The sequence below is a fragment of the Halomonas sp. GFAJ-1 genome (genome assembly GCA_002966495.1).
Lineage (GTDB): Bacteria > Pseudomonadota > Gammaproteobacteria > Pseudomonadales > Halomonadaceae > Vreelandella.
This window is the reverse complement of sequence record CP016490.1, coordinates 2,085,723-2,110,169: the sequence shown is the minus strand read 5'-3', so window position 1 is coordinate 2,110,169 and position 24,447 is coordinate 2,085,723. Positions and strand designations below refer to the sequence as shown.

The 24,447-nt window shown below is 47.8% G+C and carries 21 protein-coding genes and 3 pseudogenes; 5 read left to right on the top strand and 19 right to left on the bottom strand.

Translation table 11 applies throughout. The features are described 5' to 3' along the window. The first annotated feature begins 322 nt into the window (after positions 1–322). The gene (locus tag BB497_09680; protein AVI62943.1) at positions 323–1,324 is read left to right on the top strand and encodes an AraC family transcriptional regulator; all 1,002 of its coding nucleotides are present in this window, start codon (positions 323–325) and stop codon (positions 1,322–1,324) included. 83 nt (positions 1,325–1,407) lie between these two features. Here BB497_09680 and BB497_09675 read toward each other — a convergent pair. The 19 genes and pseudogenes from BB497_09675 to BB497_09585 form a co-directional block, all read right to left on the bottom strand. Further along, positions 1,408–1,951 (bottom strand): annotated as a pseudogene (locus tag BB497_09675) (hypothetical protein). A 71-nt stretch (positions 1,952–2,022) separates the two neighbouring features. Then, positions 2,023–2,781 carry a 3'(2'),5'-bisphosphate nucleotidase gene (locus BB497_09670; protein AVI62942.1) on the bottom strand — a complete coding sequence of 253 codons (759 nt, stop codon included), beginning with the start codon at positions 2,779–2,781 and terminating at the stop codon, positions 2,023–2,025. Positions 2,782–2,866: 85 nt separating this feature from the next. Then, complete coding sequence (locus BB497_09665) at positions 2,867–3,721, bottom strand: UTP--glucose-1-phosphate uridylyltransferase (GenBank protein ID AVI62941.1); 855 nt, start codon at positions 3,719–3,721, stop codon at positions 2,867–2,869. 23 nt (positions 3,722–3,744) lie between these two features. Beyond that, positions 3,745–4,452, bottom strand: a pseudogene (locus tag BB497_09660) (glucose-6-phosphate isomerase). A 60-nt stretch (positions 4,453–4,512) separates the two neighbouring features. Then, positions 4,513–5,685 (bottom strand): transposase, encoded by a 1,173-nt coding sequence (locus BB497_09655; GenBank protein ID AVI62940.1) that lies wholly within the window; start codon positions 5,683–5,685, stop codon positions 4,513–4,515. 166 nt (positions 5,686–5,851) lie between these two features. Then, on the bottom strand, positions 5,852–7,453 hold the full coding sequence (locus BB497_09650) for a phosphoglucomutase, alpha-D-glucose phosphate-specific (protein AVI62939.1): 1,602 nt from the start codon (positions 7,451–7,453) through the stop codon (positions 5,852–5,854). Further along, a complete protein-coding gene (locus BB497_09645) occupies positions 7,425–7,799 on the bottom strand; it encodes a hypothetical protein (GenBank protein AVI62938.1) in 375 nt (124 codons plus the stop codon). The genes BB497_09650 and BB497_09645 overlap by 29 nt, the downstream gene beginning before the upstream one ends. A gap of 360 nt (positions 7,800–8,159) precedes the next feature. After that, positions 8,160–9,005 (bottom strand): arabinose-5-phosphate isomerase, encoded by an 846-nt coding sequence (locus BB497_09640; GenBank protein AVI64319.1) that lies wholly within the window; start codon positions 9,003–9,005, stop codon positions 8,160–8,162. 140 nt (positions 9,006–9,145) lie between these two features. Continuing rightward, on the bottom strand, positions 9,146–9,634 hold the full coding sequence (locus tag BB497_09635; GenBank protein AVI64318.1) for a 3-deoxy-D-manno-octulosonate 8-phosphate phosphatase: 489 nt from the start codon (positions 9,632–9,634) through the stop codon (positions 9,146–9,148). Between the two features lie 808 nt (positions 9,635–10,442). Then, on the bottom strand, positions 10,443–11,285 hold the full coding sequence (locus tag BB497_09630; GenBank protein ID AVI64317.1) for a 3-deoxy-8-phosphooctulonate synthase: 843 nt from the start codon (positions 11,283–11,285) through the stop codon (positions 10,443–10,445). A 5-nt stretch (positions 11,286–11,290) separates the two neighbouring features. After that, positions 11,291–12,034, bottom strand: a complete 744-nt coding sequence (locus BB497_09625) for a hypothetical protein (protein AVI62937.1) — start codon at positions 12,032–12,034, stop codon at positions 11,291–11,293. Next, positions 12,031–12,600: a hypothetical protein gene (locus BB497_09620; GenBank protein ID AVI64316.1), complete on the bottom strand. Its 570-nt coding sequence runs from the start codon at positions 12,598–12,600 to the stop codon at positions 12,031–12,033. The genes BB497_09625 and BB497_09620 overlap by 4 nt, the downstream gene beginning before the upstream one ends. A gap of 158 nt (positions 12,601–12,758) precedes the next feature. Continuing rightward, the gene (locus tag BB497_09615) at positions 12,759–13,412 is read right to left on the bottom strand and encodes an HAD family hydrolase (protein AVI62936.1); all 654 of its coding nucleotides are present in this window, start codon (positions 13,410–13,412) and stop codon (positions 12,759–12,761) included. After that, complete coding sequence (locus tag BB497_09610) at positions 13,409–14,149, bottom strand: 3-deoxy-manno-octulosonate cytidylyltransferase (protein ID AVI62935.1); 741 nt, start codon at positions 14,147–14,149, stop codon at positions 13,409–13,411. Before BB497_09610 ends, BB497_09615 begins: the two co-directional genes overlap by 4 nt. A 22-nt stretch (positions 14,150–14,171) precedes the next feature. Further along, a complete protein-coding gene (locus BB497_09605) occupies positions 14,172–15,785 on the bottom strand; it encodes an aldolase (GenBank protein AVI62934.1) in 1,614 nt (537 codons plus the stop codon). Between the two features lie 8 nt (positions 15,786–15,793). Then, positions 15,794–19,144 carry a hypothetical protein gene (locus BB497_09600; GenBank protein ID AVI62933.1) on the bottom strand — a complete coding sequence of 1,117 codons (3,351 nt, stop codon included), beginning with the start codon at positions 19,142–19,144 and terminating at the stop codon, positions 15,794–15,796. 11 nt (positions 19,145–19,155) lie between these two features. Further along, positions 19,156–19,968, bottom strand: a complete 813-nt coding sequence (locus tag BB497_09595; protein AVI62932.1) for a polysaccharide/polyol phosphate ABC transporter ATP-binding protein — start codon at positions 19,966–19,968, stop codon at positions 19,156–19,158. A 129-nt stretch (positions 19,969–20,097) separates the two neighbouring features. Beyond that, on the bottom strand, positions 20,098–21,510 hold the full coding sequence (locus tag BB497_09590) for an MBL fold hydrolase (protein ID AVI62931.1): 1,413 nt from the start codon (positions 21,508–21,510) through the stop codon (positions 20,098–20,100). Positions 21,511–21,581: 71 nt separating this feature from the next. Continuing rightward, complete coding sequence (locus BB497_09585; protein AVI62930.1) at positions 21,582–21,875, bottom strand: four helix bundle protein; 294 nt, start codon at positions 21,873–21,875, stop codon at positions 21,582–21,584. Between the two features lie 60 nt (positions 21,876–21,935). On the opposite strand from BB497_09585, the gene BB497_09580 reads away from it, so the two are divergent. The 4 genes and pseudogenes from BB497_09580 to BB497_09565 all read left to right on the top strand — a co-directional run bounded on the left by BB497_09580 (position 21,936) and on the right by BB497_09565 (position 24,432). Further along, positions 21,936–22,238 carry a transposase gene (locus tag BB497_09580; GenBank protein AVI62929.1) on the top strand — a complete coding sequence of 101 codons (303 nt, stop codon included), beginning with the start codon at positions 21,936–21,938 and terminating at the stop codon, positions 22,236–22,238. Next, positions 22,235–23,100: pseudogene (locus BB497_09575) on the top strand (transposase). Before BB497_09580 ends, BB497_09575 begins: the two are co-directional and overlap by 4 nt. A 178-nt stretch (positions 23,101–23,278) precedes the next feature. Continuing rightward, positions 23,279–23,557, top strand: coding sequence for a transposase (locus BB497_09570; GenBank protein ID AVI62928.1), 279 nt, complete (start codon positions 23,279–23,281; stop codon positions 23,555–23,557). 56 nt (positions 23,558–23,613) lie between these two features. Next, positions 23,614–24,432 (top strand): transposase, encoded by an 819-nt coding sequence (locus tag BB497_09565; GenBank protein ID AVI62927.1) that lies wholly within the window; start codon positions 23,614–23,616, stop codon positions 24,430–24,432. Positions 24,433–24,447: the final 15 nt, after the last annotated feature.

Sequence of the window (24,447 nt, the reverse complement as noted above, 5' to 3'; positions counted from 1 at the left end):
GACTTCCACTCAGCGCTACCGAATCGATATTTTTTAGTTGAGAAAGCGTGGAAGCATGCCTGAGCTAAGAAATACCAATTCGGTAGAATGAGAAACCTCATGCACTTGGCCTGGTTACGGAATTTGGTCGATAAAACCAGATTGGAACAATGTGAGTGGGCTTACTGTCCAGACGCGAGCTACATGCAAGCAATTCAAAGCTTAGCTTTTTACCAGCCTCAGCTCCTACACACGCACCACACCTCTTGCGTCAAAAGTAGAGGAAAATGTCAACGCTATTGCACTCAAACAATATCAATAGCGTTAGCGGAAAGGTGAAGCAATGGCGTTCATTTCGTTCTCGACCAATCAGTTTGAACCAGAAGATAGATTAGAGGCTGCACAAGAAGCTTACGGTGCAATGGCAAACGTTGAGCTTCATGCCCAAAAAAACACACATCCCGATATTCAAACAAGAGTTCGATTACTTCCCGGTGTTTCGATTGCCCACGTCACCACATCTTCGTTAAAAGCAACTCGTGGCAAAAGGCAAGTGACAGACGGTAATGACGATATTACGTTTCTTATTCACCCAGGTGGCTCTGGGGTTTGGCAATCCAATCTGCAATCAAACCCGTCCCTTTTGTGTGTGCCAGGTTCGGCGCGTGTGGTCATGAATTATCAATCGGGTAGCGTTGATTTTCAGGGTGATAGCGTAGAGTTTTTGAGCGTTGCCTTTTCACGCTCTCAGCTGGCGCCTTTTTTACAAAGCTCTAATAAGCTGTACGACCACCTTTTTCACCACAATGAGACGCTTAACCACATCACACGCATAGCGCTTGATCTCACGCAGCAAAGTAATGACATTGATAACGCCACTACGATGCAAATCACCCGCCAACTGTTTGACCTTGCCTGCCTTACGTTGGGCTCTAAGCGAAGTGTCGGCTTTCATGCCAGTCGTAGCAGCTTGAAAAAGGCACGCTTAAAAGCAATCAAAATTGATATAAATACACACTTCAGGCTCCCGTTATCACTGGATGACCTAGCGTTGCGCCATAAAGTGTCAACCAGCTATATTCGGTCTCTATTTAGAGACGAAGGCACCTCGTTTACGGATTATTTATTAGAAAAGCGGTTAACCAGTGCACTCAACGAGCTTACTTCCCCCTCCTTGACGCCACCTCCTGTTCAAGAAGTGGCTTTCCGATCTGGGTTTAACAACCTTTCTTGGTTCTATAACGCGTTTAAAGCACGTTTCGGCATGCCGCCCGGCGAAGCGCGAGAGTTAGCGCAGATAAGCCTATTACAGCAAGGCGAGCCACCCAATCAACATTTACCTTGATCATAGTCGCCCGTAGTGACAACCAGCGGCATCACCGCATAATAGGTTTTTGAATACGATGGTCTCAAGTTCCAAGCGCAATGCTATTGAAGGGTGCTCGGGCCAGTGACCGACTTCTTGAACACCTCGGCGAAGACTTCCAGCGGCGTTCGCCAGTCCAACGTCTTGCGAGGCCGTGTGTTCAGTGAGTCGGCGATGGCGTCGAGCTTTTCATGGCTGTAGACCGACAAGCCCGTGCCCTTCGGCAGGTACTGTCGCAGCAGTCCATTGGTGTTCTCATTGGAACCCTGTTGCCATGGGCTATGCGGGTCAACGAAGTAGATCGTGGTACCGATCTTCTGAGTAATCTCGGCCTTCACCATCTCTCTGCCTTGGTCGTAGGTCATGGATAGGCGCAGGGCTCGCGGCACCTCATGGAGCTTTTCGCTGAAGACCACTGCCGCCGCTGTGGCATTAGTGCCATCCTCTTTCGCCAGGATCACCAGTCGTGTGGCGTGCCAGTTCCCGTGAGATGGTGCTGGGTGCACGTCCCAATTGCTGCGCGATGGCACGGATCGAGTGGTGAGCACGCATCAGCATGAAGGCAGCTCGGTCTTCAGCAGAGAGGTGAAGATAGCAGTGAGTCATAGCAACACCATACCGGATGGGTCAGGTGTTGCACTTGGCCATTAATAGCGCCGTGCCTTGCTTTTTTTTAATCAATAACTCCACACTACAAAATGAGGGTTTAGTTGTTGGTTGGGATTCGCATAGCTAAGTGAATCACCTTCTAAATTTTCTACTCGGCCGCCCGCTTGAAGAACAACAGCGTGGGCGGCCGCAGTATCCCATAAGCAGGTAGGGCCTAGGCGCGGGTAAACATCAGCTTTACCTTCCGCGATAAGCCCAAATTTGAGCGAACTCCCCATAGGCTGAACTTGGTGGCGGCCTAATTTATCCAGCCAGGCTGCTAAATCTGGACTTGGGTGAGAACGACTACCCATGACTCGCCACACATTATCAGGCGCTGGTTTTCCTGCTGTTTGAATAGCATAACGCTGACCATTTTCTATCTTAAATGCCCCTACTCCTTCAGCCGCTAAGTAAGCAATGTCGAGAGCAGGCGCGGTCACCACGCCCAATACTGGCTTTCCGTTCTGAATCAGCGCAATGTTGACCGTAAATTCACCATTGCGCTTGATAAATTCTTTAGTGCCATCCAGCGGGTCTACCAGCCAATAACGGCCTTCGCTGTCTACCCCAGTAAATCCTTCAATATCTTCTTCAGAGAGAATAGGTAACTGCAGAGAAAGCGCCTGCAATCCCTGCATAATCACGTTATGAGCAGCTTGGTCTGCCTCCGTGAGCGGGCTTTTATCGGCTTTTAGCTCAACACTAAAGCTGCGGGCATAAACCGACATAATGGCCTCATTGGCTTTGTAGGCAATGCCTAACACTTGCTCAAGCAAATCGTGCATACCTTTCCTCCATGTGTTGGGCGAAAAAAAGCCGCTACAGTGATCAGCTGAGCGGCTTTAATGAAACACACTTATTAAGACAGCATCAAATATCGTAACCTGCTTCGCGGGCGAGCGTGGTATTGGCTTTCAACCAGCCCTCGATGTGCCCGCAGTCGAAGGTGCGGCCGTGCATGCGGAATGCCTGTACGGTTTTGCCTTCCTGCATTAAGCGGTCAATGGCATCGGTCAGCTGGATTTCATTGCCAGCGCCCGGCGGCTGGTCACGCAGCAGTTCCATAATGCGATACGGCAACACATAACGACCAATGACGGAAAGACGCGAAGGGGCATCCTCTGGCGTTGGCTTTTCAACCACACCGCGCATTGTGGCGCTCTCACCAGCAGCAGGCTCGTCACAGTCCACAATCCCGTAACGGTAGACCTCTTCCTGGGGAACGGCTTCCACCATGATCTGGGAGGCGTCGTTGGCATTCCAACGCGCTACCATGCTGCCCAGGTCACAGGCAGTGCTGCCTACTTGGGGCTTCACCAGTACATCCGGAAGGATCACCGCAAACGGTTCATCTTTATCCAGCAAATGTGCAGCACAGAAAATAGCGTGGCCCAGGCCTTTGGCATTGGGCTGGCGTACGCTGGTGACTTTTAGCTGTTTAGGCGAAATGGCAGAAAGCGTTTCAAGCAGCGCATCTTTACCCTTACTTGCCAGCGAGTGCTCAAGCTCGAAATGAGCATCAAAGTGGTCTTCAATCGCCGACTTCCCTGCTCTTGTTACTAAAATAATCTCATTAATGCCTGCCGCCAGCGCTTCTTCTACCACGTGCTGAATGAGCGGGCGATCAACAACAGGCACCATCTCTTTCGGGATCGCCTTGCTGATCGGCAATAGCCGTGTACCGAAACCGGCGACCGGGATAATCGCTTTGCGCACTTGGGACATTACATACTTCCTTTTTCGTTAAACTATTCGCGCCACTCAGTTACTTTACGCAGCAGCTGCTCAGTACTTGGGTCTTCGACGTTTTGCTGCTCGACTGGCTTACCCGATAACGTGTGATAAAGGCTGGTCGCTAGCTGCTTACCAAGCTCTACCCCTGGCTGGTCGAAGGGATTGAGGTTCCACAGCACCGATTGTACAAACACCTTATGCTCGTAAAGCGACAGCAGCGCTCCAATCGTCCACGCATCCAGCACTTTTAAGAGTAAAACAGAATTAGGCTGGTTACCGCGATAACCCTGCGCCATATAACCCCGCAACGCCTGGGGAATGGCGTCATCTCCCAGCGCAAACAGCTGCGCTTGGGCTAAGCAGTTTGCCAGGGTGAGCGCTTCCTGAGACTGCAGCGCATGGTTCACTTTTTCAGAGGCTACCGCGGGGCGTGATGCCACAGCAATAAAGTCTGCACTTACCGTGTGGCTGCCCTGATGAAGTAGCTGATAAAACGCATGCTGAGCATTTGGCCCAACATCGCCCCACATAATAGGGCAAGTGGCATGATTAACCGAATGACCATCGCGACCCACGCTTTTGCCGTTAGATTCCATCTCCAACTGCTGTAAGTATGCAGGTAGACTCTTTAAGCGGCCATCATAAGGCAGCACGGCATGGGTTGGTATATGTAAGAACTGACTATTCCAAGCGCCCACCAACGCCATCAACACAGGAAAATTAGACGGTGACTGCTCCCCACCCTACGTCGCTACGCAACCACGGGTGAGGCTTCCCACGTCTTAGGCCGCAGCCGGTGCGTGACCGGTCTTACACAGGCCTCGATGGGCAGAGACGGACAGCCCTTCCGCCTTTAATTTTAAAATGCCTTGCTGGCGAATAGTGATCGCGGCGTTTACGTCACGGTCAATCGCCTTTGTGCCACAGCTTGGGCAATCCCAGGTGCGGACACTGAGGGGCATTTGTTCGACTTTGTGGCCGCAGCCCGCGCAGGTTTTGGAGCTGGCGAACCATTGGTCGATTCTGACCAGATGCTTGCCTTGCTGCTTCGCCTTATACGCCAGTTTTTCGATCAACCTGCTCCAACTGGCATCGGCAATATGCTTGGCCAGCTTGCGGTTTTTGAGCATGTTTTTCACGCTCAGTGTCTCGACCACCACCGCTTGGTTGTCGTCAATGAGTTGTCGAGACAGTTTGTGCTGGAAGTCAGCACGCACATTCGCCAGCCGCTCGTGCGCCTTGGCGAGCATTAGCCGCGCTTTCGTACGGCGCTTGCTACCTTTCTGGCAGCGTGAAAGCGCTTTCTGCTTGCGGCGTAGGTTGGCAGACGCCAGCTTCAAGAAGCGAGGATTGGCGACCTTGCGGCCAGTGGAGTCGATGGCCAGATGCGTTAAGCCCATATCGACCCCCAGCACCGTCTCCACCGTTTGCAGCGGTGCGGCTGCCTCCACACCATCCTCCACCAGCAGCGAGGCAAAATACTTGCCCGTGGGGGTGCGGGTCAGTGTGATGCTTTTCAGCGTGCCGGCGATCTCTCGATGGATTCGGGCTTTAATCGGCGTAAGCTTGGGGACTTTGATCCAGTCATTACCCGCCTTAACGCTGGTGCAGTGATAGCTCGATTGCTTGCCATGCTTGCGTTTAAAACGCGGATAGCGGGCTTTAAGCTGGGGGTTAAAGAAGTTCTGGAAGGCGCGATCCAGGTTAATGCACGCCTGTTGCAGTGCGATAGAATCAAATGCTTTGAGCCAGTGGTAGTTGCGAGACTTCTTCGCCACCGCCAACAACGGCTTGAGGTCTTTCTTAGCGCGCAGCTTGGTGCCATGGCGCTTGTACTGCGAGCTGATAATGTGCAGTGCCTTGTTGTACGTAAACCGCACCGCGCCGAATTGCTGATTCAAGAAATCAGCCTGTTCGGGGGTGGGGTAGATGCGTACTTTGGTGGCTGTTAACACAACGGCTTCAACTCGTTGACTGTATGAATGTATAGTGCCAGATAAATACGACACTACAACCCCTGCAGCGCTAGCGCGCTGCCCGCTTGTATCCCCGCCCTCAATCGGGCGAGGGTTTACGCGGATTTTTGCTAATCCCAGTATCGCTATGCGGGTACGCTGCAGTTTACACCGAGCTACCCAACACACCGGAAAGTAGCTTTGTGGCACTTTCGATCAGTTCATCTAAGTGCTGCGGGCCCTTAAAGCTCTCAGCGTATATTTTGTAAAGCGACTCCGTGCCGCTGGGGCGGGCAGCAAACCAGCCGTTGTCAGTCGTTACCTTCAAACCACCAATGGCTGCACCGTTACCAGGGGCGTTGACCAGTACGGCAGTGATCGGATCACCCGCCAGCATGGTTTCGGTAACGCTCTCTGCACTTAGCTGTTTGAAAGCGGCTTTTTCTTCAGCGGTACAGGCAGTATCGACCCGCTTGTAAAACGGCTCGCCAAAACGCTCGGTTAAGGTGCGGTAATACTCGCTCGGTGTTTTACCGGTAACCGCCAATATCTCGGCGGCCAATAGGCACAGCACAATACCGTCTTTATCAGTAGACCATGCCTTACCATCATGGGTAAGCAGGCTAGCGCCTGCGCTCTCCTCTCCCCCAAAGGCAAGCCACCCCTCATGCAAGCCATCCACGAACCACTTGAACCCTACCGGCACTTCATAAAGCTCACGCCCGTGGGAGGCAACCACTCGGTCAATCATGGAAGAGGACACCAGCGTCTTACCGATTTTAAGTGTCACTGCCCACTCGGGTCGGTGGCTGATTAAGTAGTCCACGCACACGGCTAAGAAGTGGTTAGGGTTCATCAACCCGTTGGCATCCACAATACCGTGGCGGTCGGCATCAGGGTCGTTGCCATAAGAAAGATCAAAACGGTCTTTAATGTTTAACAGGTTCGCCATGGCGGCAGCGCTGGAGCAATCCATGCGAATTTTGCCGTCGTGATCAGGCGGCATAAAGCTAAAGCTGGCATCGACCGTGGTATTGACCACCTCAAGATTAAGGCCGTAGTGCTCAGCGACCGCTTGCCATACCGGCAGCGCGGTTCCCCCCATGGGGTCTACCCCTAGCGTAAGGCTGGCGCTTTGAATAGCCGCCATATCCACCACCTTACCCAGCTGCGCTACGTAGTGGGCCGTAAAGTCATACTCCTGGGCGTAAGCGAGCGCATCTTCAACCGAAACCAGCGCCATTTCGCCTAACTCACCTAGCAAATAGGCATTAGCACGCTGCTCAATCCATGTTGTAGCGTCGGTATCGGCAGGCCCACCGTGGGCCGGGTTGTACTTAATACCACCATCTTCTGGTGGGTTATGGGAGGGCGTAATAATCAGGCCATCGGCTTTGGCCGCTCCTGGCATCGCCTGATGTTGAAGGCTGTTGTGCTGCAAAATAGCGTGGCTAACCAGCGGCGTTGCCGTGTAGCCGTGATGCTTTTCAATCAGCACGGGCACCTTATTAGCCGCCAAGACTCTCAGCGCGGACTCCCAGGCAGGGCGAGAAAGCGCATGGGTATCAAAACCTAAAAACAGTGGCCCTTGGTAGTCTTGCGCTTTACGGTAATCCACCACGGCTTGGGTAATCGCAAAAATGTGCGCCGCGTTAAAGGTGCGGTCAGCAGCGCGCCCTCGATGGCCTGATGTACCAAAGGCGACACGCTCTTTTGCCACGTTGGCATCTGGGGTTTGATCAAAAAAATCTTGAGTGATGGCGTCCATTTGCGTCTCCCTTGCTAGGTTTGCCATTCGCACCGAATATATTTACCGTGCGCAATATAGCCATGACGATGATCGTGATAAAAAACGTATTGATTAATATACACTTAGAGCAAAACGATCCAACCAAAACACCTTCAGGGTCAGCACCACTCGCATTAAAATAACGCCACGCAATAAAGCGAAGCCCATAAGCTGCGGAATAGTCCATTAATACCCACACTACCATCAGCTTGCTAGCACCGGAGGGGTTAATGGGTAGTTGCGGGTGTGCTTCATCAAAGGGCACGTATTCAGATTCACCAAAGCTGGCCGCTGCCGCTATAGAAAAGAAAATAAAGCGTTGCACGCCATAGCATCTAGCAGATTGAGGGTATTGGTGACATTGTTACAATAATGTTTGTCACAGTCGTTCACCTAATCGCCTACAAAGCTGAAGTCGGTAAAATGCATGACGCCAACAAAATGATGATGCTCAACAATTAGTTGAGCATCACAGTATCGGTTCAATCGTGTTCTACCAGTTCACCATATTTCACTAACTCACGAAAGCCAGTAGACAGATTATCCAACACGACAACACAGTGCCCTGAACGGGCCAGCTGCTTGACCACCTGGGCACCAATGTATCCTGCCCCTCTTAACCCCAATACTTTCATAAGTACTTCATGCTGAATTAAAAAACACTAATTGTTTAGATAAAGCTAGATTAGCCAAGCCGCCCAGCATCCTGAAGTTTTAGCACACCACTTAGCGCCCCTTCTTCTCCCACCACCAGCAAAGAGGTCACTTTGGCCTTCAGCATAATGTTTTCAGCATCTGCAAACATTTCCATCTGATTGATGGTGAGCGGAGAGGGAGTCATTACGCTAGCAGCTGTTAATCCATCAAAGCTATCGTGGTTAAACAGTGTACGGCGCAAATCACCATCCGTAATAACGCCTTTAATGGTGCCTCTATCTACGACAACGGCAATACCCAAACCAACTTGAGTAATGGTCATGATGACTTCTTTCATGTTGTCGTGCGGGGCACAAATCGGCAGTTCCGTGTGCATCACGTCTTTCACACGCGTCAGCAACCGTTTACCCAGGCTACCGCCAGGGTGGAATACCGCAAAGTCATGGGGTTGGAAATCACGCCGTTCAATAAGCGCCACCGCCAGCGCATCGCCCATGGCTAGCGTCACGGTCGTGGAAGTGGTGGGTGCTAAGTTATTCGGGCACGCTTCACGCTCTACCGATACATCCAGTACCAGATCGCAGTTGCGGCCTAAGGTTGAGTCCGGATTGCCCACCATCGCAATTGTTTTTACCCCAAAATGGCGTAGTGATGGAATTAAGCGAATCACTTCCTCCGTCTCGCCACTATAGGAGATCAGTACCACCACATCGTCGGCAGTGAACATGCCTAAATCGCCATGATAGGCTTCCGCCGGGTGCACGGAAAAACTCGGCGTGCCGGTAGAAGCCAGTGTGGCCGCCATCTTGTTACCAATGATGCCCGATTTACCCATACCGGAAATAATCACGCGCCCCGGCGTTTCAAGAATCATATTCACGGCCTGGTCGAAGGAACCGTTCAGTCGGGTAGCCGCTGCTTCCAATGCACGGGCCTGGACTTCGAATACTTCTTTACCGACGTTGATACTCGACATTTGATGTCTATCCTTTTCTATCACGTTGCTCTGCCACTTTATTGGGCAGCTCCACCAGAAACTGAATGGAAGCCCTTCGCTGAGTTAAATACATCTGCCCGGCCATGAGCAGTAAGAATGGCGTCTGCCAGTTCTCGCACGGCCCCTTGGCCACCCGCTAAGGTAAGCACGCCAGTGGCATGTTGCTTCACATAGCTGGGAGCATCGGCCACGGCATAAGACAGCCCGCACGCCGCAAAGGCAGGAAGATCAATAGAATCATCACCGATACAAGCGGTTTGCGCTGGTGTGGCGCCTGCTTGTTCCATAAGCGCTAAACACGCCGCATATTTGTCCTTCACACCAAACGCAAGCAGGTTAATACCCAGATCCGCCACGCGTTTACGTAACGTGGGGGAATCCCGGCCAGAAAGCACCGCCACCCTAATACCGCACTCTTCCAGCAAGCGCATGCCTAAGCCATCACGCACATGAAAACGCTTCAAGCATTCACCTGTGGCATCGTAATAGATGCCACCATCAGTCAGCACGCCGTCTACATCGGTAATCAGTAGCTTGACGTGGGCCAGTGGCGACGCGGGTGTATAGGGCTTGCCTTCCAGTATTGCCCTCACTTTTTCAAGGCACTCGGGGGTATCGACCCCTGGCCCAGTGGGCGCTACTTCAAAGGCGCGGATACGCAGGCCTGCCGCTAGCAACCGCAGCTGTTCGAGCTGTTCAGTTTGCTCCAATGCCGAGGCAGGCAACTGGGCGTACTGCTCCAAAATGCGTTTGCGATAGGCATACACCCCCACATGCTTTTTAAAGCCGGGGTGTTTATCCCCCTCGCGGGGGTAAGGTATAGGGGAACGGCTAAAATAGAGCGCGTTACCCGCCTGCCCTAACACAACTTTTACTGCATTAGGGTTCTGGGCCTCTTCATCTTCAATGGCATGGTAAAGCGTGCCCACATCTACGGTGGGGTCGACCAACATGCCTTGCGCAAGCTGTTCTACATCACTGGGGCGAACCAGGGGTTCATCCCCTTGCAAGTTGATGTAGATATCAGCGTCTACTTGGCCCATCACTTCGACCAAGCGGTCGGTGCCGGAAGGATGATCCTTTGATGTCAGCACCACCTTACCGCCAAACGCGTTCACGGCATCGACAATGCGCTGGTCATCAGTGGCAACCACCACGGTATGGGCAGAAGGCACCTGCTGTGCCTTCTCAAACACCCATTGCACCATAGGCTTGCCCAGCAAATCGGCCAGGGGTTTACCGGGCAAACGGCTAGAGCCGAAACGCGCAGGTATAACCAGCGCAACACGGTTAGAGGTAGACACAGCCAACTCCTTAATCAATTTCCAGCGCAGGCATAACTTTTACTGCATCGTCGATAGCCTTGATCTGGGTAAGGAACGGCTCCAACAAATGCAGTGGCAAGGCGCTGGGGCCATCGCACTTGGCGTTGTCCGGGTCGGGGTGTGCTTCCAGGAACAGGCCACCAATACCCACGGCCATACCGGCACGGGCCAGCTCTAATGCTTGCTTGCGACGGCCACCCGAAGCGGCACCCAGCGGGTCACGCTGCTGCAGTGCATGGGTAACATCAAAAATGATGGGCAAGTTGCCACAGGTATCTTTCATCACTCCAAAGCCCAGCATATCGACCACCAGGTTATCGTAACCAAAGCTGGTGCCCCGGTCGCAGAGCATGAGCTGGTCGTTGCCTGCTTCCTTGAACTTCTCGACGATGTTGACCATTTGCCCTGGGCTCAAGAACTGGGGTTTCTTGATATTGATAGGCTTGCCCGTTTTGGCCAGTGCCATGACCAGATCCGTTTGGCGAGCCAGGAAGGCGGGCAACTGGAGGATATCGACCACCTCCGCCACGGGAGCGGCTTGCCAAGGCTCGTGTACATCCGTAATCACGGGCACACCGAACGCTTTTTTCACGTCTTCGAAAATGCGCATGCCCTCTTCCAGGCCGGGGCCACGGTAAGAGTGGATGGAAGAACGGTTGGCCTTGTCAAAGCTGGCCTTGAACACGTAAGGGATACCCAGCTTGCCACAGACTTCCACATACTTTTCACAGGCCGTCATGGCAAGGTCACGGGACTCAAGCACGTTGATACCCGCCAGCAGGGTAAATGCTTTGTCGTTCGCGATAGAGATATTGTAGCCGTTCAAATTCATGGTCATCATTCCGTCTTTGATGGTGGTTCTTTCCAATGTTCAAGCTGTGCCTGGGTGAACTTGGGCTTACGGCCCCTGTTCCAGGTCACCCCATGCCTGACAATTTTTGCAGGAGTACCTGCGATTAGCACATTTTCCTCGGTAAATTTCTTATTTACGAAAGAATATGCACCTACGATGGAATCATTGGGGATTTGTGAGCCTTTGCTAATTAAGCTGCCAACGCCTACCCATACATGATTACCAATTTTAACCGAAGCAGGTTTGTTAACTCGCTCACGCGTTTGTACATCGACTACTGAATGAGCGTCAGTGGTACGTATTTCTATGTCACGAGAGAACATGCAGTTACGACCAATTAAAACATCACAGCCTTCTTGACAAAGGATATATACATTTTGAAAGGTAGTGTTTCTAAAAACTCGCACCTTCTGCCTATTACCTCTTATTATAATCCTGCCCTTAACCTTGCAGCCCTCATCAATATAAAGTTTATTAAAATCGCCAGCCATAGTAACTTCACAGTCAACTTTAGACCCACTACCAACTATTATTTTATTTTTTTTCCCCGTAACATTTCCGCGAATCTTAGCGAAAGGATTATGCTGAAAATTGAAAACACTACCCTCACCAAGATCTAGCAAAGCAGAACCAGAAGAACTAGATTTTGTTTTAAATTCGTGACTTGAAAAACCAAAGCCACTCACTTTCTTAAACAAAGAAACAAAAAAAATCTTAAAATTAATCATTTTATCAACTTAACCCTCCCATTAAAATAAAGGTACTTATCTCTATTGGCCAGACTCATCAAATTCTTCTCTTTTCTATTCTCGATTTCATCTAAAGCTTTTTCTGGAGAAGCAAAGTCCAGACCAGAAAGTGATGGCAACGAGTAATCCCACCACTTTGATTTTAAAAGCCTGTCAATCACTTCCTCAGAGAAACGGAACTTTATAGTTTTGGATGGTACACCCCCAACAATTTCATATGGCTTTACATCCTTAGTCACTAAAGCACCAGCACCAATTACAGCGCCATGACCAACATTAACACCTCTCATAATTGTTACATTACTACCTATCCAAACATCATTACCAATTGTTCCAGCTCTTTTTTGCAAAGGAGGATTAAAACTCTCGGACAACTCTATATATTCTTTATACTCAGAAGCAAAAGAAAAATCATTACCATTATATTGAAATGGATGTGAGGACAGGTATGAAGTCGGATGCAAACCATCTCCAACTCTAAGGTTAGGAGCAATAGAACAAAACCTGCCTATTTTCTTTAACGACCTAACCTCTCCGCCTCGAATATAGGTGTATGCGCCTATATGAATATTAGTAGCTATCTTAGTGCCTAAAATACGGGCAGGAAACTCAATAACAACTTTTTTCTCTTTCGCAATTATTGCTTTAGAAAAACAGTAATCGTATACATTATTGTAATTTACTGACATAGAAAACCTCAAGGCTAAACTAAGAAGTTACTTAACGAGTCGTAGCAAAATTTAAACTTAGAATATTCCTTTTCAGGAACACTCCATTCGCTCCAAGCACTTAGATAACAAAAATCTATCCCAAAAGCCCTAGATGCATCAAAATCATATCTACTATCTCCTATGAAAAGAGCATCAAACTCTATATTTTTAGACTTAATTTCACGAGCAATTATATTTTCCTTGGTACACGGACTACCAAATACACCACCATCAAAGAAAGAAAGTAGACCTCTTTCGAGAAAAATTGTTCTTAGCTCTTCTTGATCACCTCCAGATACTACTAGCCAACGAGCTTTAGATGTCAGGGCTCTCAACTCAGAAAGTCCATGAGCAACTTCACACTTTAATAATCCGTCTCGCACTTCCATCGCGTATGCCGTAAGCAATTCTTCTAAAGAAGGGCCACTCTGCAAATCTTTAACAATACTATCTATAAAAAATTCAAATTTTTTATACCTAGACACTCCACCGTTGAGCACATGATAGTCAACCAACTTTTGTGCAGCAACTTCACCATATGGCAAAGCCACCTTATAAAACGCATTCGTCTTTACGTTATTTGAATTTAAAATAACTCCATCGCAATCAAAAATTAACGTTTTATATTTGGATAGACTTTGTTTCATTTCAGACCAGCCTGGCGCATTGCAGCCTCAACTTTATAAACATCCTCTGGCACATCAACAGCTAAACTACCAGGCTTTGTTTCTACTAATCGAATAGTTTTCCCCATTTCTAGAAAACGCAGTATCTCAATATCCTCGCTAAACTCCAGCTCACTCTTACGACCAAATGACTTAAATAACTGCAACTCTTTTTTTGTAAAAGCATAGATGCAAACCTGTTTTTTATAGCTTTTTGGTGCACATTTCTTATCTTTATATCCAGGCAATGCTAAACGGGACATGTAAACAAGCCGGTTATCTTCTGTAGTTATTACTTTGGGAATATTAACACTATGAGGATCTTCATCTTCAGACACCCAACTGAAGCCATTAATCACATGATCCATATTGTTTAGCTTTGCTTCACGAATCTTTAAAATATCTAAAGGATCAATTAAAGGTTCGTCGCCTTGAACATTTATATAGATATCTGACTCCACCTGTAAAGCGGCCTGTGCAAGTCGGTCAGTGCCTGTCAGTGCGTCATCTGACGTTAAAACTGCTTGGAAACCTGATTCCTCGACAACACTAACAATACGCGCATCTTCTGTAGCAACATATACATTTTCTTTTCCTACAGCGCGGGCCGAAATTTCAGCAACCCATAACACCATAGGTTTTCCAAGAAGTTTAACTAACGGCTTACCTGGATAGCGTGTAGAACCAAAACGTGCGGGTATCAACACAACACTACGCATAATATTATCCTTCATTAGGCTTTTAAAGTGCGTAAACAGACTCTGTATGAAGAGCATATCGAGTCGGCGTTATTGACACCAACCGCACTGTTTCTTTATTAGCTAGATACTCTTCAAAAAGCTGGTGCATTTCTTGGCTGCGAGGATCATCAGCTCCATAACCGTCAAAGCCCGCCATCATAATTTTGTTTGCTTTTCCACTATTAAGGACTGCAAGTGCATAAGCCACAACTAAAGAGCTAGGAACAGTACATGCATTTTCGTCAAATGAAAAAGTATTGGCCTTAACCTTTAAACCATAATCTAATATTTCTTTTTCGCTTAAAGATTTTTGCACATCAACGGGCAGCATCGAGAATGGGGTAATTAATGGCTGTGGTAATTTAGTATGAGCTTCGCAGTCAGCTAGTAATCGTACAGGGTGACAAGCAACGCGAAAATCAACAAACTTTGCTTCTATACATTTTTGCGTGTTAAGAGCAACTACTAAAGGCTTAGCTTTTTCTATATAACGCTCCAAAGCTTTACGATGATCTCCAACGCCTGGACCTGAACCTAACAAAAGTACATCTCTACCGTTAAAAATATTTATGGGCGACCAATTCCCTCTCGCTTCACCACGATAAAAATGACGTGCAGCATCAAGAGCATTAAGACTGAATTTTTTACCTCCCTCTACACGAAGGTGTTCAATAACAGCCAACACATCTTCTTCATCATAACGAGCGTCACTCAACATTTCTTGGATATATGTAGGGTGAATACCATATTTCCCAGCCAAATAGTAATATGGGTTAGTTCCCCAGCCATAATGCTCTTGCATAGGCTTGAAATGCTTACGCAGTAAGGCCATCAGTGGCACGATGCTAACTTGCTTATCTCGCCGCTCAGCAAGCTCAATAGCTAATTCTTCAGTACGCGCATTACCAGGACCGCGCCCCATGCCAGTAACAGTTGAATCTAGCCATGTAACACCCTCATCAATCGCACGCAGAGTATTTGACAAAGCCAACCCTAAATTATCATGTGTATGAATTCCCATAGGACCAGACCACTCAGTGCGCATCCACTGTATAATTTTTGCAGTTTGATCTGGATTCATACTGCCCATACTATCCGCAAAATAAAGTGCATCAAGTGGGTATGCTTTAGCTTCACGAGCAAGGGCCTTCACTTCATCTTCAGTTCGATCAGCCACTTGCATTAAATTAAAGCCAACTTTATAACCTCTATCCTTTAACCAAATTACTGCAGGCAAAGAACTGGTAAATTCATGAACGTGACAGGCAATTCGCACTAATTCTACTGGAGAGTTAGAAGCACTATTGGGAAATAGCCGTTCTAAAGCCTCAATTTGCGGAATTTCACCAACTAGTTCGCTACCATTAACCATTACACCTACAGTAAGGCCTGAAGGGATGGTAAGGCTCTCCAAAAACTCATCTGTAGTAAACGCACAAGGGCCTTGGAACCCTTGCTTCTTGAGCGTACGAAGACCTAGCTCAACGATATCAACACCTGCAGATTGCATTGCATCTAAATACTCATGTATTAGTTGCTCAGAAAAATCCCAGGCATTGTAATAACCACCATCACGCAAAGTACAATCTAGCAATTTTAACTCTTTCACAACCATCTCCAAATTTATTTAACAATTTTTTCAAAAAGAGATCTTTCATTATTCCAGTCATGCCTTACCGATCTATTTTTACTACTGTTATATTGACTATCTTTTCCGTTACTCTGATCTGTTAATTGGAAACCAAAGATCTGTTTTTTATCAATAGGTCCAATTAAAGTATAAATCCAATACAAGATTTGCAAGCCAGCACTCGCAGGACTATGAAGCTCAGAGACAAGCTTGCTATAGACTTTAAATGGCACTACACCCACTTGATTATAAGTCTCGACAAAATGTTTAAAAGTTTCTACTCCATCATCCATACGACTGAGCCAATTAGCGCCACTAATTATCACAAGATCAAGATCATCTTCTGATCGTGCATCCATATTTAGCATGTTTTTCGGCATACGAACCCACACATTAGTCTTAGAACCATAATCTTTGCAATATGGATGACCAGTGTCATAAGCGTTAAAACGAATCACATAATCATAACTGTCAATTGTAGTCCCTTGTGATTCTCCTATTTCAATAGGAGAATTTCCAACGATACAAAAAGAGTTGGAATTTTCTCTAATATAGTTTTCAAACCCATGAGTAGCTGAAATTATTTTTTTATGTAGCACAGCCGCTTTTTTATCGTCATTAGCAAAAGAGTCCTCACTTTTATCAACATAAGCACTTAATGACAAATACCCTAATCCACTTTTACCAATTTTATTCTTTGAAATCAGATCTTCAACTTTACCATAAAACCCACCATCACAGAGCATCGCACAAATCATTTTAGCTTCATTCACAGTCAAGGTGTCGTGACGGGCTAAAGCAGATGTTGCTTTGTGTAACTCTTTATCGTAGCCTTCGAACTCCCACAAATATTTTGCATATTGCAAAAGAGCCCTTTTGTCTTTCCAGCCTGTCATTTCAATCGCAAATTTAATATCTTTTTTTACAGACTCGCCAAGCTCTCCACTTAACACTTTAACTCTAGCTCTGGCCAAATAGGAATCAATATCCCCATAAGCTCCAACTGCGAGATCTGCACTATCTTTTGCTTCCTCGACCTTACCATCCGACAGTTGTTTATTTATTTTCGCAATCACAGCTTTACTGTTCGAATATAAACCCTGCTTATCAATAGGCTGAACTTTTGTCGTCTTCATCCAGTCTAATAAGTCAAGGGCTTTAACTATATCTATCTTTTCTTTTGTATAAGGGTTTATGTAATTGCTGTATAAAATATAAGCTCCAGCAAAAACTTCTTCTACTGTCAACCTACGCTGCCTCCTTGAATTAGTTTGGCGGTCGTCTGTTAACCCCCAGCCTGAGTAAAAGGGGGAGCCAACAGTAGTTACGCGGATACCTCGAAGTAAGGCCTCAAAGCCAGTTAAAGAAGTGATAGTATAAAGGTGGTCAATAGTGCTTAGTGCATCTGAAATTGATACTGGCTCATAAAGAACTTGCGCCACATTCTCAACTAAAGAAGGATCAGAAAGCCTTTTTCTTAGCCCCGTCAGCACATCAGGATGAGGTTTATATATTATTTGCGCGTCTGGGTTTTCTAGTGCGGCCATGATAACAAGATCATTATTTGTTATTTTTCTTGAACAACCATATTGTATTGAAGCATCATCTTCTACCTGACCTATAACTAAAATCCTTTTTTTATTTTTCGGTCCATATAAATCTTCTATCGCCACATCTTTAGCATAATTATATTTACTCGTTTTATTCTCAAGCATCCGATCAATGGTGTATCTTGCTTTTTCCATTAACTCAGTGTTTGATTGAAAGTCATAACCGCTAAGAATGTGCTCCAACTCCGATGGCTTACTAGCATCAAAATATATGCCACTTTTATCATAAATATATGATAATGGTGTAGCATGATGGCCTCCTAGGCCTATTGACCGAATAAACGCATCTTCGATTCGTATAACATCAATTCCAAGTGAATAAGCTTGTGCCTCAAGCCCTACAGGTTCTTTTTTCCCCCAGATTATGAATGCGTCTCCTTCATTAGGAGAACACGCAGACATGATCTGGCTTACACTTAAAGCTGCCTGTTTTGATACAGGCATATTTAAAGCCCAACAATTGTACTCTGTTATTTGATCAGCATAAAACTTAATTTTATGCATCCCAAACCCAATAAGAAAGCCACGCTTATTTACTTTAGAACCAGCACTAACATTTACCATCAAGGATGAAGTTATTTTTTTCTTATCTTCCGACATAGCTTTAGCTGACTGCTTGGCTTGAATAACAGACGCTGAATTAGCAGCACTTTTATTAATCAGCCAAACCACTTCATCAAAACCTAACCTATCACCTGTTGTTGAATTATAATACGTAGGATAAACCAAATATGAAACTGCAAACAACTGCTCTAGTGTAAGTGTACGATTTCGACGACTATTGCTCTGTCTTTCATCAGTCAGCCCCCAACCAGAGTAAAATGGACAACCTAATGTAGTAACTTTAATACCACGCAATAGTGCTTCAAAACCACCTAGAGAAGTAATCGTATAAACATGGTCAATCGTTTCAAAGGCGTTTGCCAGCGGAATATCTCTCTTGAGCACCAATGCTATATTTTCAACATCGGATGGGTCAGACTGATACGGGCGATGCCCATTCAACACATCAGGATGTGGCTTATATATGACCTGTGCACCAGGGTTCTCCTCAACGGCCAAGCGCACCACATCATTATTGGTTAGTTTTTTATCACAACCATATTGAATTGAAGCATCATCTTCCACCTGACCTAACACAAGTATTCGCTTGTTAGCTTTAGGCCCATAAATTTTTTCGACTTTAATTGACTTGCTGTTATTGTATTTACTCACTCCCGTTTTAAGGAGCAGCTTTATCCCTTCTTTTGCTTGAACAATCAATTCCGGCTTGCTTGAAAAATCAAAATTATTGAGCAGATCTTCAAGTTCGGAAGGTCTTGTAGCATCAAAATATGGTGTTTTACTATCTAGGCACAATGACATGGGTGGTGCCTTGGTGGCGCCCAGTTGCACGGAGCGCACGAAACCATCTTCAACAAACTTGGTTGAAACTTTTTCTTCTCTTAAAAACTCCAATATATATTCAGGTGCCTTGAATCCCCAGATAAATACTTGGCACGAGTCTTTTAGAGAAAGTATTTTCTTACGATACTGCGAATTGAACTGACTTTTTTTAATGTCTTTAGGTAGAAAAACCAAATCGTATTCTGAAAAATACATGCGTAGATATGTTTTCCAGGTACTAAATCCCACGACAAAAATCTTGGGCTTGCCTTCTTTCAGCTTTTTATTTTTCTGGGCATCTTCAAAAAACATGACAGGATGTTTAAAAAACTTGGTCAACTTGCTCACTGTTTCACCTATTAATCGAAATATGAATCACGAAGGGCTGCGTACTGGTCCCGCAGCTTTTGATATTCTGCTCTTGCCACTTCCATTTGCTTTTTGGCAGCTAACACTTCTTGCTCGTTCGCACTTTCACTCTCTCCTTGAGTTTGATTATCGCCATCTTGTTCCGCCATGCTGTCATGGTATGCCTTGATGGCATCGTCCACGTTGTCGTACCAGATAGCATCGCCATTGTTTATCCATATTCCTGCATCGCATAATTCACGCAAAATGCCTTCGCTGTGTGAAACGATAATAATACTGGCCTTGCCAACCTTCTCTTTAAATGCTGATGTGGCTTTCTTACGGAAGCGCAAGTCGCCTACGGATGTTGCTTCGTCTGATATATACACATCGAAATCGAAGGCAAGCGATAGACCAAAGGAAAGCCTTGAGCGCATGCCTGATGAGTATGTGCGTACCGGTTCATCAAACGAACTACCTATCTCTGCAAAGTCCTGTACGAACCGAATGACTCGCTGAACCTCTTCAACATCACTTCCTTGCGCCCTGGCCACGAACTTGACATTCTGCCGCCCCGTCATGTTGTTCTGCATGCCGCCCGATAGCCCCACCGGCCATGAAACACGGCTGTGGCGTATGACCTCTCCTCTATCGGGGGTATCCATACCAGCGATCAGGCGCAGCAGGGTCGATTTACCTGCGCCGTTGGGGCCAATCAAGCCAACGCTTACCCCTTTGGGTATGGTGAGGTTGATGTCTTTCAGCACCCAGTCACTACCGTGGTGGTTGTGGTAACGCTTGTAGAGATTACGAATTTCGATCATTTGTTTGTGAATCGTGAGGTGTGAGTGGTGAATCGTGAATCGTGAATCGTGAATCGTGAGTTGTGAGTTGTGAGTTGTGAGTTGTGAGTTGTGAGTTGTGAGTTGTGAGTTGTGAATGGTGAATGGTGATTACGCCTCGATCACTACTCTCACTTCTTTGCCTTTCCGTTTATAGAGGCTTTCGAGTTCATCTTTGAGCGCTATGCGAGCAGCTTGTTCACCGTGCACCAAACGAATCGTGTGGGGCCAGCGGCGCATGCGTTTGACGAAGTTGAGCAGGTTCTTTTGGTCTGCGTGGGCGGAGTATCCACTAATAGTGGTGACACCTGCTTTTATATCAAACCGTTGGCCGTCTATTTCTACCCAACCGCCCTGGGGGCCGTATTGTTGAATAGCGCGCCCTGGGGTGCCTGTGCCTTGGTAGCCTACGAATAAAACTTGGTGACGCTCATCGCCTAACATAGCCTTTAGGTAATTCATGATGCGCCCGCCTGCGCACATGCCGCTGGCGGCAATGACTACCGCTGGGCGGCCGGTTTTTGCAAGGTACGCCACGGTTTGCTCATGGGCTTCGTGGCTTTCTACTGTATAGAGATTTTCAAAGTTGAGCGGGTGGCGGCCACTGCGCAGGCGGCGCTGGGCTTCATTATCCCAGTAGGGTTTTAGCTGGCGGTAAACCTGGGTAAAACGGGCGGCAAGTGGTGAGTCAACGATGATTTCTAACGCTTTCCAGCGGCTGGGTTTGGATTTCGCGCTGGCTTCAAAAATGATGCCTTCCAACTCGTAGAGCAGCTCTTGAGTACGGCCAATGCTGAAGGCGGGTACCATCACCGTGCCGCCGTTAGTAAGCGCTTGCTCTATAGCCTTTTTAAGCATGGCACGGCGGTTACGGCGATTTGGATGTAGCCGGTCGCCGTAGGTGCTTTCCAGCACTAACTGTTCGCAGCCGTAGGGTGATTGCGGTGCGGGTAACAGCGGTGCATAAGGGGCGCCTAAATCTCCACTGAACACAACTCGCTCTTTTTCGCCGCTGGCATCCTGGTGGGCTACTTCTACATAGCTAGAACCAAGAATGTGCCCTGCCCGCTTGAGCTTCACTCTAGTGGTAATGCCGCCTTCGCCGGATTTTTCGACCACGTTATGCCATTTGCCGTAGGGCACACTAACGATTTGGGATGCTAGCTGGGCTTGAAAGCGTTCAATAAGCTGGGCGTTGCGGGTAAAGCCGATTTTGAGCGCATCTTCAATTACCAGCGGCAACAACACGGCGGAAGGAACAGAGCAAATGATAGGCCCTTTAAAGCCTGCAGCCAGCAGGTAAGGCAGTCGCCCTACGTGGTCTATATGTACATGGGTAATGATGAGGGCTTTTACAGTGCTGATATCGAATTCGATTTGCAGCTGCTGGAAGCTGTCTTGCGCTTCGTCTTCGCCCTGAAACAAGCCACAATCCACTAATAGTGAGTGTTCACTGCTGAGGATAAGCTGGTGGCAACTGCCGGTAACGCCAACGGCTCCGCCGTGGTGGATGATGTTGAGCATGAGGGCTGTGAGTTGTGAGTTGTGAGTTGTGAGTTGTGAGTTGTGAGTTGTGAGTTGTGAGTTGTGAGTAATTATCGATTTTGTAAATGGCGAATCAACCCACCTAGCAAACCTGATACTTGGTTAATCAACTCAATGGTAGTGCCCACATCCTGAATGTAGCCAAGACGCTGGGCAATCAGCAGTTGGGTTTCAATTTCACTCAACGATCCACGTGCAATAAACAAAAAACGAATAAAGTCTTTTTGACTACCCCTTGCTGCACCTTCGGAAATGTTACTAGGAACTGACACCACGGCTCGACGCATCTGACTTGTGAGGCCATACCGTTCGTCATCAGGAAATTGCGCTGTGATGAGATAGATTGATCTTGCCCAGTAACAGTGGACACCTCAAGAATGTAATACGCTACGATGAGGTGAACAATGGCAAGATCGACGACATCAATGAAGAAAAAATCCTATACCCGTTATTCAGATGCCTATCGGCAAGAAGCGTTAGCGCTTGCTGATCGCATAGGCGTCGCTGCAGCGGCTCGTGAACTGGGCATACATTCGAGTCAGCTTTATCAGTGGCGTTCTAAGGTTCAGCAACAACAAGATACATCGGAGCGAGAGCGGTCACTGGCAGAAGAAAACGCTCGCTTGAAGCGACAGTTAGCCGAAGCCAATGAAGAGCTGGCCATCACAAAAAAGGCCGCGGTGTACTTCGCGAAGAGCCTGAAGTGAAGTACGCCTTTATCCATCGTCATCGTCAGGCTTTCAGCGTTCAACGTATGTGCCATGTTGTTGGGGTCGCTCGAAGCGGCTACTACGCTTGGCGGCAGCGCGAGGGGGCTCGTCTCCAAAACGCAGCCAGCAAGCCATTATCGATCAGCGCGTGGCCAAGGCTTATCACCAACGTAAGGGTCGCTCAGGCGCCCCGAGATTAACGCTAGACCTGCGAGATGATGGAATGCCGATCAATCGTAAGACGGTGGCTGCCAGCTTACAACGCCAAGGCTTGCGCGCTAAAGCAGCCCGCAAGTTCAAGGCAACCACGAACTCTCGGCATTCACTGCCAGTGGCGCCAAATCTACTAGAGCAAAACTTCATGGCTTCAGCTCCCAATCAAAAGTGGGTGGGTGATATCACATATTTGGCGACGGGCGAAGGCTGGCTTTACCTGGCCGTGCTCATTGATCTTTACTCTCGTAAAGTGGTTGGTTGGGCAATGAGTGAACGTATGACAGCCGACCTCGTTTGTGATGCGCTGCAGATGGCGTTATGGAAACGCAAAATGCCCAAAAGCGTGATCGTCCATTCTGATCGAGGCAGTCAGTACTGTTCCATGCTTTACCAATCACTACTGACGCGGCATGAGCTCAAGTGCAGCATGAGCGCCAAAGGCAACTGCTATGATAATGCTTGTGCCGAAAGCTTCTTCCACAGTCTCAAAGTTGAAGCGATCCACGGAGAGCAGTTTAAAACGCGGGATACGATGAGACGCCAAGTGTTTGAATACATCGAACTGGACTACAACAAGCAACGGCGACACAGTGCTATTGGGATGATCAGCCCAGAGGTCTTCGAAGCCCGAATGATCGCTTAAACCAGTGTCCACTGTTGCTGGGTAAGATCAGATTTGCTCCACCAGATCCATCGCCTGTTGCCAAACTCGCAACTCCTGATGCTTCCTCATTCCCCCCCCCTCACTTCTCAGCAACCTGAATCGCCCCAGGTTTCGTAGACACCTCCAGGCCTTATACTAAAGGTATCTAGGAGGAACCATGAGCTATCCCCGCTACACTGAAGAATTCAAAATCGAAGCCGTCAAGCAGGTGGTAGAGCGCGGCCATCGCGTGGCCGAGGTCGCTGAGCGGCTAGGCGTGTCAGGTCACAGCCTGTACATCTGGATCAAGCGCTACGATAAGCCGGTAGAACAACGGCAAGAAGATGATGATCTCCAAGCTGAAAACCGTCGTTTGAAGGCCGAGCTCAAACGCGTATCAGAAGAGCGAGACATATTAAAAAAGGCCACCGCGTACTTCGCCAGGGAGTCCGACTGAGGTACGCGTTTATTCAAAATTATGCGAGCCAATATTCGGTACGTCGCTTGTGTCAGATGATGGCAGTGCACCCCAGCGGTTACTACGCATGGTGTAAAAAAGCGCTCTCTAATCGAGCGCGAGAAGATGAGCGCTTGCTGGGATTGATCAAGCACTCCTGGCTTGAAAGCGGCGGTGTATATGGCTATCGCAAGGTCTACCAGGACTTGCGTGAAGCTGGCGAAGCTTGCGGGAAGCACCGTGTGGCGCGTCTTATGAGTAGGGAAGGTTTACGTTCTCAGACAGGCTATCGACGACGCCCTGGCGGCTATGGCGGTGGAAAACCGGCTGTTGTATCCCCTAACCATTTAGACCGTCAGTTTGAAGTAACAGCGCCAAATGTTACTTGGGTGACGGACATCACGTACATCCGCACTTATGAAGGCTGGCTTTACTTAGCGGTAGTTATCGACCTGTTTTCTCGTCAAGTGGTTGGCTGGTCGATGAAGTCTCGCATGACTACGGAGTTGGTACTGGATGCTTTGTTATCAGCAGTCTGGCGACGCAAGCCACAAGGAACGGTGATGGTGCATTCGGATCAAGGAAGCCAGTTTAGCAGTGGAGACTGGCAAAGCTTTCTGAAAGCGAATCACTTGGTAGGCAGCATGAGCCGACGTGGTAACTGTCATGACAACGCCGTTGCTGAAAGCTTCTTTCAACTTCTAAAGCGAGAGCGAATCAAGCGACAGATTTATTCAACACGCGAAGCAGCTAGATGTGACGTGTTCAATTATATTGAAATGTTTTACAACCCAAAGCGCCGACACGGCACAAGTGATAACTTGTCACCGGTTGAGTATGAAAGGCGTTACTTTAAGAGCCTAACGGGTGTCTAGAATATCCGGGGCGAT

What these genes read in the sequence shown, in the direction of transcription:
- BB497_09590 (AVI62931.1), bottom strand. Translation starts at nt 21,510, where the DNA reads ATGCTCAACATCATCCACCACGGCGGAGCCGTTGGCGTTACCGGCAGT.
- BB497_09665 (AVI62941.1), bottom strand. Translation starts at nt 3,721, where the DNA reads ATGTCCCAAGTGCGCAAAGCGATTATCCCGGTCGCCGGTTTCGGTACA.
- BB497_09630 (AVI64317.1), bottom strand. Translation starts at nt 11,285, where the DNA reads ATGAATTTGAACGGCTACAATATCTCTATCGCGAACGACAAAGCATTT.
- BB497_09640 (AVI64319.1), bottom strand. Translation starts at nt 9,005, where the DNA reads ATGATTCTTGAAACGCCGGGGCGCGTGATTATTTCCGGTATGGGTAAA.
- BB497_09625 (AVI62937.1), bottom strand. Translation starts at nt 12,034, where the DNA reads ATGATTAATTTTAAGATTTTTTTTGTTTCTTTGTTTAAGAAAGTGAGT.
- BB497_09680 (AVI62943.1), top strand. Translation starts at nt 323, where the DNA reads ATGGCGTTCATTTCGTTCTCGACCAATCAGTTTGAACCAGAAGATAGA.
- BB497_09670 (AVI62942.1), bottom strand. Translation starts at nt 2,781, where the DNA reads ATGCACGATTTGCTTGAGCAAGTGTTAGGCATTGCCTACAAAGCCAAT.
- BB497_09650 (AVI62939.1), bottom strand. Translation starts at nt 7,453, where the DNA reads ATGGACGCCATCACTCAAGATTTTTTTGATCAAACCCCAGATGCCAAC.
- BB497_09570 (AVI62928.1), top strand. Translation starts at nt 23,279, where the DNA reads ATGAGCTATCCCCGCTACACTGAAGAATTCAAAATCGAAGCCGTCAAG.
- BB497_09610 (AVI62935.1), bottom strand. Translation starts at nt 14,149, where the DNA reads ATGCGTAGTGTTGTGTTGATACCCGCACGTTTTGGTTCTACACGCTAT.
- BB497_09595 (AVI62932.1), bottom strand. Translation starts at nt 19,968, where the DNA reads ATGATCGAAATTCGTAATCTCTACAAGCGTTACCACAACCACCACGGT.
- BB497_09565 (AVI62927.1), top strand. Translation starts at nt 23,614, where the DNA reads ATGATGGCAGTGCACCCCAGCGGTTACTACGCATGGTGTAAAAAAGCG.
- BB497_09605 (AVI62934.1), bottom strand. Translation starts at nt 15,785, where the DNA reads ATGGTTGTGAAAGAGTTAAAATTGCTAGATTGTACTTTGCGTGATGGT.
- BB497_09580 (AVI62929.1), top strand. Translation starts at nt 21,936, where the DNA reads ATGGCAAGATCGACGACATCAATGAAGAAAAAATCCTATACCCGTTAT.
- BB497_09615 (AVI62936.1), bottom strand. Translation starts at nt 13,412, where the DNA reads ATGAAACAAAGTCTATCCAAATATAAAACGTTAATTTTTGATTGCGAT.